This window comes from Fictibacillus iocasae (assembly GCF_042665465.1).
Lineage (GTDB): Bacteria > Bacillota > Bacilli > Bacillales > Fictibacillaceae > Fictibacillus > Fictibacillus iocasae.
In genome coordinates this window covers 1-13,584 of the sequence record NZ_JBHTCP010000045.1, presented here as the reverse complement: position 1 = coordinate 13,584, position 13,584 = coordinate 1, and the positions used below count along the sequence as shown (strand labels likewise).

The window sequence follows — 13,584 nt, the reverse complement described above, 5'->3', positions numbered from 1 at the left end:
GCAGAAGGAGGGAATATCTCATGGGATACCAAAAGTTAGGTCGTGTGTCTTCCATTCGCAAAGCTATGCTTCGTGATTTGACAACAGACTTGATCATTAACGAGCGCATCGAAACAACGGAAGCGCGAGCTAAGGAAGTTCGCAAATTCGCTGAAAAGATGATTACACTTGGAAAGCGTGGAGACCTTCACGCTCGCCGTCAAGCGGCTTCATTCATGCGTAACGAAATCGCTAATGAAGAGACTGGACAGCGTTCACTTCAGAAACTTTTCACTGATCTTGCACCACGCTATGCAGAGCGCAGCGGAGGTTACACTCGCATCGCGAAAATCGGACCTCGCCGTGGAGACGGTGCGCCGATGGTTATCATTGAATTAGTTTAATACGCATCAAAGGGCGGGATAGGGTCTTCACGGATTCGGGTCTTGCCCTTTTTTGTTTGCTCAAAAAGATATGTTAGTGTTTAAGTTAGCAATCTTCGATGCCTTGTAGGATTCTGAGATGAGGTCGATCTGCGTTACAGGTGCACGCTTTCCGCGGGGTGAGCGGTGAGCCCTTCCGTCGCAAGCGCCTTCGGAAGGTCTCACCTGTCTCACTCATCCCGCTGGAGTCGGCACCTTTCACTCCGATCAACTTGCAGGGAAGGATTCGAAGGTGATAATGATTTAGCGCAGACTGTTTGCGAAAAGCAAGTACTATATCCAAACCTTTTAGCTTTTAATGTTACTTCGAAGCCTTTCTGGATTCTAAGATAAAGTTGATTCGCGTCACAGGTGAGCCCCTTCGCTAGCCAATCGTCTAAGGAAGGCTCGAAGCAAGACATCGCACGAAGAAAATGCGGTGTTCATTTTCGAGGAGTCGGCACCTTTCACTCCGATCGACTTGCAGGGAAGGACTCGAAGGTGATAAGGCTTCAGCGCACTCCGTATGTGAAAAGCGAGTAACATAATCCCAGCCTTTTAGCTTCTCATGTTACTTCGATGCCTTGCGGGATTCTGAGATGAGGTCGATCTGCGTTACAGGTGCACGCTTTCCGCGGGGCGGGAGGTGAGCCCCTTCGTCGCACGCGCCATTGAAGGGTCTCACCTTCCCACTCGTCCCGCTGGAGTCGGCACCTTTCACTCCGATCAACTTGCAGAGAAGGATTCGAAGGTGGTAATGAGTAAGCGCAGACTGTTTTTGAGAAGCAAGTAGACCTATCCGGCCTTTTAGGTTTTAATGTTAACCTTTGAATGTGCTGAGCATGATGTTTTTGGAAGCCAAAGAACTGTTGCGCCAGTTTTGCTGGTATTTCAGGCGGAGAAATGGGATTCTGAGCTTTCCTCGAAGGTTTTCGAGGCCGGCGCGGCTGTGTTATGCATGTATACAGACGGGTTATGCAACGGCGCAGGTGAGTTTGGTGTGAAAGCGGCTGAGCTAGAGTAAAACTCGGGCGACAATTAGCTAATTGCGGCTGACATTCCGTTATTTTACAGCTACATCCTGTCAGGTGTCTTGGATCAGGCGATGGTTTTACTTTTTTGAAGAAGTAGCAAGCCATAACAATAAATAAGTCTAAAAGAAATTGGCTATTTTGAAGAAGATAAAGTTCGTTCTTGGTGCTGGCTGACTGCTTAGTGGCAGATGCGGCTGTCATTCAGTTATTATACAGATTAAAGCTTGAATTTTGAGTGTTGTCTTGCAGAAGTCATCTTCCTTGAATAACTTCAATAACGGTATGATACAAAACAACGCTAATGACTTAATTCATAAAGGTTGCTTAATCACCTTGAATTCTTCGTTGATTTAGTTGATTGGAGTGTAAGGCGCCGACTCCTCGAAAAAGAAGTTCACTTTTTCTTCGTGCGATGTCCTGTTACACAGCTTTCCTTATCCTGCGGGATGAGTGAGACAGGTGAGACCTTTTAAAGGCGCGAAGCGACAAAAGGGCTCACCGCTCACCCCGCGGAAAGCGTGCGCCTGGAACGGAAATCAACTTCTTCTTGAATCCTTAAATAGCAGTGCATTTTAATGATACACACAAATTGCGTTATAATCATGAGCAGAGAGCAGTTTAGTATGGACAGCTTAGGGGAGGGATCGAGTCTTGATGGAAATCTTGAGGGTGAATGATGTGGTTTTCAAGTATCCGGCTGAGACAGAGCTTGCGCTAAAAAATGTGAGCTTTTCGTGTAATAAAGGAGAGTGGCTGTCGATTACCGGGCATAATGGGTCGGGGAAGTCGACGCTGGCGAAGCTTTTGAATGGTCTTTTGCTTCCGGATAGCGGAAGTGTTGAGGTGGAAGGGCTGACGACGACGAACATGGACGAGCTGTGGGAGATCAGGCGCCGTGTCGGAGTCGTGTTTCAGAACCCGGATAACCAGTTTGTCGGAACGAGTGTGAGAGACGATATCGCGTTTGGCCTTGAGAACTTTGGGGTGCCGCGTGATGAGATGATCCAAAGAATCAACGAGAGCGTTCAGCACGTGGGAATGCAGGAGTATTTGGACCAGGAGCCGCATCTTCTCTCAGGCGGTCAGAAGCAGCGCGTGGCGATTGCGGGAATACTCGCGCAGCAGCCGAGCATCATCATTTTGGATGAAGCGACGTCGATGCTTGATCCGCTTGGTCGCAAGGAAGTGCTTCAGACGGTAAGAGAGCTGAACCGGGAGAAGGGGATCACGGTTATCTCGATCACCCATGACCTGGAGGAGGCGCTGCATTCGGACAGAGTACTTGTCATGAACAAAGGGCGCTTATCGGCGATTGGTTCGCCCTCGGATGTTTTTTCGAACACGAGCCTTATCCTTGATGCAGGGCTCGACACGCCTTTTTCCGTTAAGCTGAGTCAGCAGCTGCGGGCAGAAGGCGTGCCGTTAACACGGGACTATTTAACGCAGGAAGAGTTGGTGAGAGCATTATGGACATTGAAATCAGGCAGCTAGAGCACCGCTATATGCCAGGCTCTCCTTATGAGCGCCTCGCTTTAAAAGAGATCAGCCTGCAGATTGCAGATGGCACTTTTCTTGCGCTGATCGGCCATACGGGTTCAGGAAAGTCCACACTCATTCAGCATTTGAACGGCCTGCTGAAGCCGACATCTGGCAGCATCATGATGGGTGAGGATGAGTGGGCTGCAGGGGATAAGAAGCGGGACATGAAGAGTCTGCGTAAAAAGGTGGGCATTGTGTTTCAATATCCGGAGCACCAGCTATTTGAAGAAACCGTGGAAAAAGACATCATGTTTGGTCCGATGAATTTCGGCACACCTGAATCAGAAGCAAAAGAGCGCGCAAAAGAAATGATCCAACTCGTCGGTCTCCCGGCGGACGTGAAGGATAAATCGCCCTTCGATTTAAGCGGCGGCCAGATGCGCCGTGTCGCGATCGCCGGTGTTCTGGCGATGAAACCGGATGTGCTCATCCTCGATGAGCCAACGGCAGGACTCGATCCTTCCGGGCGCAACGAAATCATGGAGCTGTTCGCTAAGCTACATCATGACCGAAAGCTGACGACGATCCTTGTGACGCACAGCATGGAGGATGCCGCCAAGTATGCCGATGAGATCGTGGTCATGCACAATGGCGCGGTGTTCATGCAAGGGATCCCGCCTGACATTTTCAAACAAGAAGACAAGCTGAAAGAGGCGAGTCTGGACGTGCCGGAGACGGTGAAGTTTCTGCATAAATGGCATGCGGTGTCAGGTGTAAGGCACGAGCTGTCTCAATTTACGGCAGAAGCCCTTGCCGCCGTGCTCGCTTCCGAATGGAAGGAGGGTCGGCGATAATGCTGCAAAATGTGATTATCGGGCAATATTATCCAGCGTCGTCGGTCCTGCACCGGATGGATCCGCGGTCTAAGCTGTTGTCATCGTTTCTCTTTATCTTTGTCATCTTTTTGGCGAACAACTTGATTTCGTACGGCGCAGCCGCCCTTTTCACAGTGCTCGTGCTTGCAAGCTCTGGCGTTCCTGCCAGCTATTTGTACAGAGGGCTGAAGCCTGTTTTCTTTCTTGTGTTCTTCACCCTCATCCTTCATGTACTCATGACAAAAGAGGGAGACGTGCTGCTCGACCTCGGCTGGTTGAAAATATATGAAGGCGGCGTTATTCAGGGCTTGTTCATCTCGCTCCGATTGATTTTGCTTGTGATGATGACCTCGCTTCTGACATTGACGACCACACCGATCGACATCACCGACGGTCTGGAGTATTTGCTTCATCCCCTGAAAAAGGTGAAGCTGCCCGTTCATGAGTTTGCGCTAATGATGAGCATCTCGCTGCGGTTTATCCCGACATTGCTGCAGGAGACGGAGAAGATCATGAAAGCACAGATGGCTCGCGGAGCGGATTTTACGAGCGGTCCGGTCAAGGAACGAGTAAAAGCATTCGTGCCTTTGCTCATCCCGCTGTTTGTTTCGGCCTTTAAACGGGCGGAAGAACTGGCGATCGCGATGGAATCTAGAGGATACCGAGGCGGAGAAGGAAGAACACGGCTAAGGGAGCTGAACTGGCAGATGCGCGATACACTCGCGATTGTGTCATTGTTCATGCTGACAGCTGTTCTGTTCTTCACCCGGTCGTAGAGGAGCTTGGACGAAGATGACACGATACAAGCTGACGATAGCTTACGATGGCACGGGCTTTGCGGGCTATCAGATCCAGCCAGCGGGCCGCACGGTGCAGGGGGAGATCGAACGCTGTCTTGCGGTGATGCACAAAGGGGGTCCGGTACCCGTGTCTGCTTCTGGCCGTACAGACGCAGGCGTCCATGCAAGGGGTCAGGTACTGCATTTTGACAGCAGTCTTGCCATCACCCCTGAAAGATGGATCAAAGCGCTTAACGCCCTTCTTCCGGCCGATATACGCGTGCTTGACGCGCAGGAAGCGGAAAGTACGTTTCATGCCCGGTTCTCGGCTGTGGGGAAGGAATATGTGTACAAGCTGAACACTTCCCGCCAAGGAGACGTGTTTCAACGGAACTATGCGAGCCATTTTCCTTATCCATTGGACGCAGAACTCCTGGATGCGGCGATCCCTCATTTTCTCGGTACGCACGATTTCACCTCTTTCTGTTCTGCACGCTCAGAGGTCGAGGATAAAGTGAGGACGATTCACCACCTTGAGCTTTTAAGAGATGGGGCAGACTGGACGATCACGATAAGAGGCGACGGTTTTTTGTATAACATGGTCAGAATCATTGTCGGCACGCTTCTGGATGTGGGGCAGGGCAAGATTGAACCAGGCAGCATTTCGGAGCTGCTGCGTGCGCGAGACCGGACGAAAGCGGGAAAAACGGCTCCGGCCCACGGGCTTTATCTTAACCGCGTTTTTTATGAGGAATAAGGACCAAAGGATTGCGGAGATTTCATGATAAAAATCACGATAAAATATTGTGATACGCTTGACATCGTTGTTATAGTATTATAAGATATATTTTGGTATTTCTAAATGATATCGCCACTGCCCCGGAGATATCTCGGGAAATGACACATATACAATTTATGCGATTTAGCGATTGAACATACAGGAGGGAAAAACACATGCGTACGACATTCATGGCGAAAGCTGCTGAAGTAGAACGTAAATGGTACGTGATCGACGCAGAAGGAAAGACTCTAGGACGTCTTGCAAGTGAAGTTGCATCTATCCTTCGCGGAAAGCACAAGCCGATTTTTACACCACACGTTGACACTGGTGACAACGTAATCATCATCAATGCTGAGAAGATCCACTTAACTGGTAAGAAGTTAAGCGACAAGATCTACTACCGTCACACTGGACACCCAGGCGGACTACGTACGAGAACGGCTCTTGAAATGCGCACAACTCGTCCGGTTCAAATGCTTGAGTTAGCGATCAAAGGCATGCTTCCTAAGAACAGCCTTGGACGCAAAATGTTCAAAAAGCTTCATGTGTATGCTGGTTCAGAACATAACCACCAAGCACAAAAGCCTGAAAACTACGAATTACGCGGATAATAAGAGGAGGGTATTTACGTGGCACAAGTTCAATACTATGGCACTGGACGTCGTAAGCACTCCGTAGCACGTGTACGATTAGTTCCTGGCGAAGGACAAATTGTCATCAACGGACGCAGCATCGACGAATATTTCGGATTAGAAACTTTAAAATTGATCGTGAAGCAGCCGCTTAACGAAACAGATACACTAGGCAAGTACAACGTTCTAGTTAACGTTTCTGGCGGAGGATACACTGGACAAGCGGGCGCAATCCGCCACGGTGTTTCTCGTGCATTGCTTCAAGCTGACCCTGAGTTCCGCGGAACTTTGAAGTCTGCTGGATTCCTTACTCGTGACGCTCGTATGAAAGAGCGTAAGAAGTACGGTCTTAAAGGCGCACGCCGTGCACCTCAGTTCTCAAAGCGTTAATCTTTGGAACGATTATGGAAAACCCCGAGCCCATGTGGCTGGGGGTTTTTTCGTAGTTGGACCCGCTTTTTAAAATTTCGACCCGATTATCCGCCGTATCTACTCGAAACACACCTCATTCGACCCGCAAATCTTCATTTTGACCTGAAAACTACATATCTGCTTCAACCACCACCTACCGAAAGAGCACCAAAACCTGATTAGGACCTGTTCGCTTCAATACGCGGTAGCCGTTTGCGGCCGGAACAGCTATTCCGCTGTCATTTGGCGCGCAATATTGATCAGGCTGGCACTCCCCGTTGTCACGCACGAGCAGCTTGCCGAGCATGCCGACCGCGATCCACTCCTTTCTTTCGAGGCGAGGGACATATTCATCGGACGGCCGGTAATCAGGGTTCAGCCTTGGACGCACCATCTCCCTCTCTGGTAACACCCTTCCACCATATCCATCAGCGACTTCAGGCAGCGTTACCTGTTCATATAAAATGTCTCCCCATTCGTCTGTTAAGAACTTGTTCTTCCATCTCATTTCACCGCTGTCGGACAAAAACGCCGGACGTGCGCTCGTGATGCCGACAATATAATCATCGGCAGAAGTGGCTATGCGTGCCTTGTCACCGGAAAGCGCAATAAAGTAACCATGCCCGATCGGTTCTCCGTCAGCGATTTCGAACATTTCCGCATAATCAGCTGCAGGGGAGCTGACCGTGCCATCTATTTTAACATTGCCGTTGCTTAAAATTTTGGCAGCAAGTCCGGGAGTGGAGGCGTCCGTTCCATTCGCCAAATACCACGAATAGCTCAGCTCGTTGGCTGCACCGAACTGGCCCATCACATGAACCCCTTCAAACGTGTTCGCATTGGTCGACTGTCCCTCGGTATGAGAAAAGGATCCAGAGGCGACAGTATTGACCCCTTCAGCGTGCGAATTGAACCCATTGGCAATGGTTAAAGCCCCTTCCGCATGCGAATTTTGCCCAATGGCCTGGCTTTGATTTCCTTGGGCATGCGAGAGGTCGCCAAAAGCGATCGTCCGTTGTCCCTCGGCATGGGAGAAACTGCCGCTGGCGAGCGTCAGATTTCCTTCGGCATGTGATGCTCTGCCGCGTGCGCGGGTTGTATCGCCTTCTGAGTGAGAAGACTCGCCCTCAGCGATCGTGCCTTGCCCCTCTGCGTGAGAGACGAGTCCGGATGCTGTCGTAAATTCTCCTTCTGCATGAGCGGCGATGCCTGAGGCTGTCGTTAAGCTGCCTTCCGCATGAGATGCCTGACCGGATGCGGTGCTTGAGCTGCCTTCCGCATGTGCGGCACGTCCAGTTGCCACCGTGCTTTGCCCCTCCGCGTGAGAAGCAGGTCCTTGAGCGGAGGTGGAAAAGCCCTCGGCATGCGCCATATCCGCTAAGGTCTGTGTTAAGTATCCCTCGCAATGAGCGGCGCTGCCGTATGCGTTGTTTGAGCTGCCCTCTGCGTGCGATGCAGGGCCATTGGCATTCGTTTTAAACCCTTCGGCATGGGAAGCCGCTCCGTTCGCGATCGTGTTGGAGCCTTCCGCATGGGAGTAACGGCCAGCGGCCTGTGTCTGAAAACCTTCGGCCGTAGAACACGTCCCGAGCGCCATTCGTTCGCAGCCATCTTGCATGATTATCCCTCATTTCCTGCAATTCATTCTATAATTTTAACCTTTTGTCATGTTCATTTTTATGGAAAGGCACAAGCAGTTTAGACCATGTAATTCGGCATTTCCCATCATTTACGCAGAATGCTCACAACGCTCAATGCAAAAGCTGATAATAAGAAAAGATAAAGCGCCTAAACGTGCAGGAAGAGGATAACCATGGCAGAGTTGTTCACGAACTTCAGGGAAAAGCAAAAATACAAAAAAGAGCAGTTCGAGCGCAAGGTCCTGCGCGATCTTTCACTCACTGACATTAAAAAAGAAATACAGCGCATTTTTCAGCCTTTTTTCCAATACTCCCTTTTATATCAGCAGGACTTAGAAGACGCATGCATCGATATCGCGATTGACGCCTATTTAGCCGGAGCGGCATACAGCCGCTTCGCGTACCACGGGGAAACACTGCAAACGATCAAAGCCCGCAGTGCGCAAAAAGAAAAAAATATCACCGATAGCTTGTTCGAATATTGGCAGTTCTGGTGCTGGGGAACCGAAATGATGATGGAATCACTTCACATGTGCTGCGAGGCCTACGTCCAGGTATGGTGGATGGAAGGCTACAGAAACGGCGAAAAAAGATATCGGATGAAGCTGCACTAAATAACGGGCCAAGTGCCCGTTTTTTATATTATATTCCCGAAGATCCTGCGGGTAAGCTGCCTGAAATAGCTTGAATAGTGTCCAATTTTTTGTGGAAAGTTGGCCATTCTCACCGACATGGAAATCAATCATATCTCCCTCCCTTGTCCCATATACATGAGGTATCGAGATTGGCGGGAGGACTACAGATCATGAAAAGGTGGATGAGGCGGACGGCGCTTGCACTGGCATGCTCGGCGCTGCTGTTTATGTTAACGTATCAATTCACAGATAAAGATTCGTGGCGTTCGTGGAACATGCCGCTTTCGGGAAAAGTTGTCGTGATTGATCCAGGACACGGCGGACCTGACGGAGGGGCGATTGGGGATGGATCGGTGCTTGAAAAAGAGGTGGCGCTCAATATTTCGCTTATGCTGCGTGACTATTTGCAAGAATCAGGGGCGCTTGTCATCATGACAAGAGAAGTGGATCGTGATCTGGCGGATAAAGGAACGAAGAAGCTGCGTCACCGAAAGAATGAAGATTTAAGGCATCGAAAAGAAATCATCAATGGTTCAGACGCCGATTTGTTCATCAGTATCCACCTGAACTCACTGCCTTCTTCCAAATGGCGAGGCGCACAAGTGTTTTACCATCCTGCACGAAAGCAGGAAGAGCGGTTATCACGCATGATACAGGACGAACTGATCCGTAACCTCGAGAACACAGACCGGCTTGCCAAATCGATGTCCGGCCTCTATCTGCTGCGAACGGCCGAGATACCAGGCGCTTTAGTCGAGGTCGGCTTTTTATCCAACCCGACCGAGCGGGAGTATTTGAAGACCAAGTCCTACCAGCAGAAAATTTCCGCTTCCATCTATCAAGGCATCCTTCGCTATTATACGAAAGAAAAAGTTCCCGCACAGACAGAAGAATAAGCCGTATGAGGGCTGCGAAACGGAATTCCGTTTTTCGCGGCCTATTTAAGTAAGCACTTTCATGGAGTATGGTATAATCGCTTTATACTTACGTGGAAAAAGGATGTGTCTTTGTGCTTACAGAAGAAAAAGTAATCGAGCTATTACAATCCGTTCAAGACCCATTTTTACATAAAAGCCTTGTGGAGAGCGGAAGCATCCGCGAGCTCAAGATAAAAGAGGGCTATGTCGGCTTGAAGCTGGCTATCGCCCAGACAGGCACACCGGAACAGATGCAGCTGCAGCAGCAGGTTGTGGCGGTGTTGAAAGGAGCAGGCGCTGAATCAGTCGGCCTGCGTTTTGAAGTGAAAGAGGATGCACCTCCAGCACCAGAACCGGGTGTTCCGCCGCTTTTGTCCAAAAACAGCAAAACCGAGTTCATCGCCATCGCGAGCGGTAAAGGCGGCGTCGGAAAATCGACCGTATCCGTTAACCTAGCTGTTGCGTTAGCACGTCTTGGCAAGAAGGTCGGCTTGATCGACGCTGACATCTATGGTTTCAGTGTGCCGGATATGATGGGCATTCAGGAACGTCCGAAAGTAAGGGGAGAGCGAATCTTCCCTGTAGAGCGCTTTGGGGTCAAGGTGATCTCGATGGCGTTCTTCGTGGAAGATAACGCACCGGTCATTTGGCGCGGCCCGATGCTCGGCAAAATGCTGAACAACTTTTTCAGCGAAGTAGAATGGGGAGAGCTGGATTACATGCTGCTCGATCTTCCGCCAGGAACAGGGGACGTCGCGCTCGATGTGCATAAGATGCTGCCAAAGTGCCGTGAAGTGATCGTAACCACACCGCATGCGACAGCTGCTTTCGTCGCGGCACGAGCGGGAAGCATGGCACTGAAAACCGACCATGAGATTCTCGGGATCGTCGAGAACATGGCGTATTTCGAAAGCAAGATAACAGGCGAGAAGGAGTACATCTTTGGTAAAGGCGGCGGTGACCGTCTGTCTGAAGAGCTGATGGTGCCAGTGCTCGGCAACATTCCGCTCGGCCAGCCGGATATCGACGAAAACGACTTCGCGCCAAGCGTATATGACTCCGCACATCCAATCGGCGAGCACTACATCCAGATCGCGAAAAAAGTGATCGAAAAAACAGGTAAATAAAGAAAAGCCTCCTGCGGATAGCGGGAGGTTTTATTGTGTGGTGCTCGATTCCTGGGCTTTTTGCTCTTCTGAGCCGCCGCCTGCTCCGCCTTTTTTGGACAGAGTCTGGTCGATTTCTTCATGCGCCGCTTTTTTCAGCATTTCACTGATCTGCGCTTTGACGATCGGGCTTTCAAACGTTTCGAGCATCACTTTTTTCATTTCTTTTCGAACAGGCTGGCTGTTCACAAGCTCCAGCAGCTTTGCAGCCATCTGTGGATTCTGCATGATTTTCATGACAGCCGCTTGATATTCAGGATCCTTCATTAAGTCCTTCATGAGCTTTTCATGCTCTTTTTTCATGCTTTTGGCATAAGCGGCCGCGAACTTAGGGTCTTTAAAAAGCTCTGTCCAAAACTTCTGGCCTTTTGGTGTGAGCAGCTGTTCTTCTATGGTTTTCTTGATGACTTCACTTTCCATGAGGAGCTGTTTCTGCATTTTTTCATCAGACAGGACTTCCATCATAGCCTTTTTCCCATCTTCTGTCTTCAGCAGGTCCACGAGCATTTTCTTTGTTGCTTCGTAATCCATCTGGCTTGAGCCCTGCGCCTCTTTTTGAGCACATCCGCTCATCGAAAGAAGAAGTGAACAGAAGAGCAGGAACACGATCCATGACTTTTTCATTTCTGCTCCCTCCTTTCTAATTGGATCTTAGTATTAGAATGGGAAAATAGAGGTGAAATATACTGAACAAATAAAGGAAAACTGGAATTTTCAAAGCGTGATTATGGTACAATCGAAATCGGAAACGAATAGGAGGATACTCACGTGAACTCAAGAAACTGGGTGTTTTTATTTACCACGACTTTACTTATTGGAACAATCAGCGCGATCATCACTGGCTTTGTTCTTCAATTTCCTGACGGCGGCAGCTTTAAGGAAATCGGCATATATATTATCGGATTGATCGGCTTTGGAGCGCTTTTCAGCGTTTTCAGCCAAATGGGCTTTTTTGCGTACTTGACTGTTCACCGGTTTGGGCTGGGAATTTTTAAGTCGAAAGGTCTTTGGGAAGCGGTTCAGCTGCTTGTTATCGCAGTCGTTGTCTTTGACCTTTTCTATTTGCGATATACATCATTCCATAAAGAGGGAGAAGCACTTTGGCCGTATATCGCGATCCCAGCTGCACTGCTTTTGTATGCGCTGGCCATCGCAGTGATAAAAAGAAACCGTACGAACCAGGCAGCGTTCATTCCGACGTTATTTTTTATCACAGTTGTCACCACACTTGAATGGGTGCCCGTTCTAAAACAAAACAACCCGATCTCCATGTGGATCACATTCGTGCCGCTCATCTTGTGTAACACGTATCAGATCCTCATGCTTCACCGTTTAAATCAAAGTCAGAACAAAACCAAACCCTCCCATACAGGTGCTGCTGCACGAAAGTAAAACAAAGAGAGCCCTCGCCTTTATGGCGCAGGGCTCTCTCGCTTTAGTTCAGCTCATTGCTGCTCGCCTGTGTGTTGGCGATCATTTCTGTCACACTGACGAACTTATAGCCGTCATCCTTGAGCTTTTGAATAATATTCGGCAGCGCCTTATGCGTCTGCTTCACCGAATCTGATGCATGAAGAAGAATAATGTCTCCCCCCTGTACATCCTCCGTTGCATTCTGAACGATTTTATCGACACCAGGGTTCTTCCAGTCCTTCGTATCCACGCTCCAATGAACAACCGTATGATTTAAATCCTCAGAAATGTTCAGTACTCTTTTATCGAAGCTGCCATTTGGCGGACGAAGAAGAGAAGTCATCTTTCCAGACACTTTCTTCAGCTTTTCTTGGGCGGTTAGAATATCCCTCTTGACTTGCCGGTCTTCAAAATCGGTATAATCCTTGTACTGATAACCAAGACTCGCGATTTCATGGCCGTCCTTCACGATCCGCTCTACAATCTCAGGGTGCCGTTCGGCCCATGCAGCTGAGAGGAAGAACGTGCAATTTTTGATTCCCTCATCCTTTAAAATATCTAAAATCGGCAGTGCCCGTTTCTCACCCCAGCTAATATCAAAAGTTAAAGCGACTTTATTCCCTTTTTCCTCACCCTTATAAATAGCACGAGGTCCTTCCTTGCTCGAGAAGACAGCGAGCTGCTCTTGACTTAAAAAGGCCAGTGCCGCTGCAAAAAATGCAGCAAATACGACGACCATATACTGTTTGATTTTGCGGCCGTTAATAATCATAAAGAATTTCATACCTACTCCGCCTCCTTGTCCGGTCTTTCTTGTTTTAAAATATGAAGACAGGCTATACATATGACTTTTTTTGTTCGACATTTTCATAAAGCATGATAGTGACAGCCAGCCATGGACATAATGAAAGGAGAAATATGGAAAGAGGTGTCTATGTGCTCGGAATGATGATGAATCAGCAAGAGATTAGAGAATTTGAATATTTACTGAAGAAGGAAATGGAAGAGATTATATTTGATTTAACAGACGAGCGGATCGATAAAATCGTGAAGTCTGCGCTTGAGGACCGTTATCAAATCATGTTCAGCTTGTTCCGGAGAATAGCTGGCCCAGCAGACTGCCGAAAGTATTTGAGACGGAAAATCTATAATTTATAATCAATTTTAAAAAAGGTGTTGACCAAGCTGCCAAGCAGATGGTATATTACTTCTTGTCGCTTCGGCCAGTTGCACTAAGCAAATGCGAAGCAGATTCAAGCGAAAATAAGATATTAAAAAAAGTTCAAAACGTTGTTGACAAGCAGCATTGAACGGTGGTATCTTAATAAAGTCGCCAAAACGAGCGGCAAACAAAAAGTTCTTTGAAAACTGAACAAAAGCATAGGTAAGGAATTAAATGAATTCCGTCAGTTTTAAACAAG

The 13,584-nt window shown here is 48.7% G+C and carries 15 protein-coding genes; 12 read left to right on the top strand and 3 right to left on the bottom strand.

Annotated features, from left to right (window positions below; translation table 11 throughout):
- The first annotated feature begins 20 nt into the window (after nucleotides 1–20).
- The 7 genes from rplQ (at nucleotide 21) to rpsI (ending at nucleotide 6,371) form a co-directional block, all read left to right on the top strand.
- Complete coding sequence (gene rplQ, locus ACFQPF_RS13205; RefSeq protein ID WP_379750209.1) at nucleotides 21–383, top strand: 50S ribosomal protein L17; 363 nt, start codon at nucleotides 21–23, stop codon at nucleotides 381–383.
- Nucleotides 384–2,089: 1,706 nt separating this feature from the next.
- Nucleotides 2,090–2,926 (top strand): energy-coupling factor ABC transporter ATP-binding protein, encoded by an 837-nt coding sequence (locus ACFQPF_RS13200; RefSeq protein WP_379750255.1) that lies wholly within the window; start codon nucleotides 2,090–2,092, stop codon nucleotides 2,924–2,926.
- A complete protein-coding gene (locus tag ACFQPF_RS13195) occupies nucleotides 2,902–3,768 on the top strand; it encodes an energy-coupling factor ABC transporter ATP-binding protein (RefSeq protein ID WP_379750208.1) in 867 nt (288 codons plus the stop codon). Before ACFQPF_RS13200 ends, ACFQPF_RS13195 begins: the two co-directional genes overlap by 25 nt.
- On the top strand, nucleotides 3,768–4,565 hold the full coding sequence (locus ACFQPF_RS13190; protein WP_379750207.1) for an energy-coupling factor transporter transmembrane component T family protein: 798 nt from the start codon (nucleotides 3,768–3,770) through the stop codon (nucleotides 4,563–4,565). Before ACFQPF_RS13195 ends, ACFQPF_RS13190 begins: the two co-directional genes overlap by 1 nt.
- A gap of 16 nt (nucleotides 4,566–4,581) precedes the next feature.
- A complete protein-coding gene (gene truA / locus ACFQPF_RS13185; protein ID WP_379750206.1) occupies nucleotides 4,582–5,325 on the top strand; it encodes a tRNA pseudouridine(38-40) synthase TruA in 744 nt (247 codons plus the stop codon).
- 197 nt (nucleotides 5,326–5,522) lie between these two features.
- The gene (rplM, locus tag ACFQPF_RS13180) at nucleotides 5,523–5,960 is read left to right on the top strand and encodes a 50S ribosomal protein L13 (protein ID WP_379750205.1); all 438 of its coding nucleotides are present in this window, start codon (nucleotides 5,523–5,525) and stop codon (nucleotides 5,958–5,960) included.
- Between the two features lie 18 nt (nucleotides 5,961–5,978).
- On the top strand, nucleotides 5,979–6,371 hold the full coding sequence (gene rpsI, locus ACFQPF_RS13175; protein ID WP_379750204.1) for a 30S ribosomal protein S9: 393 nt from the start codon (nucleotides 5,979–5,981) through the stop codon (nucleotides 6,369–6,371).
- Between the two features lie 175 nt (nucleotides 6,372–6,546).
- Here rpsI and ACFQPF_RS13170 read toward each other — a convergent pair whose 3' ends face one another.
- Nucleotides 6,547–8,010 carry a peptidase G2 autoproteolytic cleavage domain-containing protein gene (locus tag ACFQPF_RS13170; protein ID WP_379750203.1) on the bottom strand — a complete coding sequence of 488 codons (1,464 nt, stop codon included), beginning with the start codon at nucleotides 8,008–8,010 and terminating at the stop codon, nucleotides 6,547–6,549.
- A gap of 195 nt (nucleotides 8,011–8,205) precedes the next feature.
- Between ACFQPF_RS13170 and ACFQPF_RS13165 the strand changes: the two genes are divergently transcribed.
- The 3 genes from ACFQPF_RS13165 (at nucleotide 8,206) to ACFQPF_RS13155 (ending at nucleotide 10,711) form a co-directional block, all read left to right on the top strand.
- Complete coding sequence (locus ACFQPF_RS13165) at nucleotides 8,206–8,646, top strand: DUF2521 family protein (RefSeq protein ID WP_379750202.1); 441 nt, start codon at nucleotides 8,206–8,208, stop codon at nucleotides 8,644–8,646.
- A 191-nt stretch (nucleotides 8,647–8,837) separates the two neighbouring features.
- Nucleotides 8,838–9,563: an N-acetylmuramoyl-L-alanine amidase CwlD gene (gene cwlD / locus ACFQPF_RS13160; protein WP_379750201.1), complete on the top strand. Its 726-nt coding sequence runs from the start codon at nucleotides 8,838–8,840 to the stop codon at nucleotides 9,561–9,563.
- Nucleotides 9,564–9,676: 113 nt separating this feature from the next.
- The gene (locus ACFQPF_RS13155; RefSeq protein WP_379750200.1) at nucleotides 9,677–10,711 is read left to right on the top strand and encodes an Mrp/NBP35 family ATP-binding protein; all 1,035 of its coding nucleotides are present in this window, start codon (nucleotides 9,677–9,679) and stop codon (nucleotides 10,709–10,711) included.
- Between the two features lie 30 nt (nucleotides 10,712–10,741).
- Here the strand turns inward: ACFQPF_RS13155 and gerD are convergent, their stop codons facing one another.
- Nucleotides 10,742–11,374, bottom strand: coding sequence for a spore germination lipoprotein GerD (gerD, locus tag ACFQPF_RS13150; protein WP_379750199.1), 633 nt, complete (start codon nucleotides 11,372–11,374; stop codon nucleotides 10,742–10,744).
- Between the two features lie 144 nt (nucleotides 11,375–11,518).
- On the opposite strand from gerD, the gene ACFQPF_RS13145 reads away from it, so the two are divergent.
- Nucleotides 11,519–12,142 (top strand): KinB-signaling pathway activation protein, encoded by a 624-nt coding sequence (locus tag ACFQPF_RS13145; RefSeq protein WP_379750198.1) that lies wholly within the window; start codon nucleotides 11,519–11,521, stop codon nucleotides 12,140–12,142.
- 43 nt (nucleotides 12,143–12,185) lie between these two features.
- Here ACFQPF_RS13145 and pdaB read toward each other — a convergent pair whose 3' ends face one another.
- Nucleotides 12,186–12,947, bottom strand: coding sequence for a polysaccharide deacetylase family sporulation protein PdaB (gene pdaB / locus ACFQPF_RS13140; protein WP_379750197.1), 762 nt, complete (start codon nucleotides 12,945–12,947; stop codon nucleotides 12,186–12,188).
- Nucleotides 12,948–13,081: 134 nt separating this feature from the next.
- On the opposite strand from pdaB, the gene ACFQPF_RS13135 reads away from it, so the two are divergent.
- Complete coding sequence (locus ACFQPF_RS13135) at nucleotides 13,082–13,321, top strand: hypothetical protein (RefSeq protein ID WP_379750196.1); 240 nt, start codon at nucleotides 13,082–13,084, stop codon at nucleotides 13,319–13,321.
- The last annotated feature ends 263 nt before the right edge of the window (nucleotides 13,322–13,584 follow it).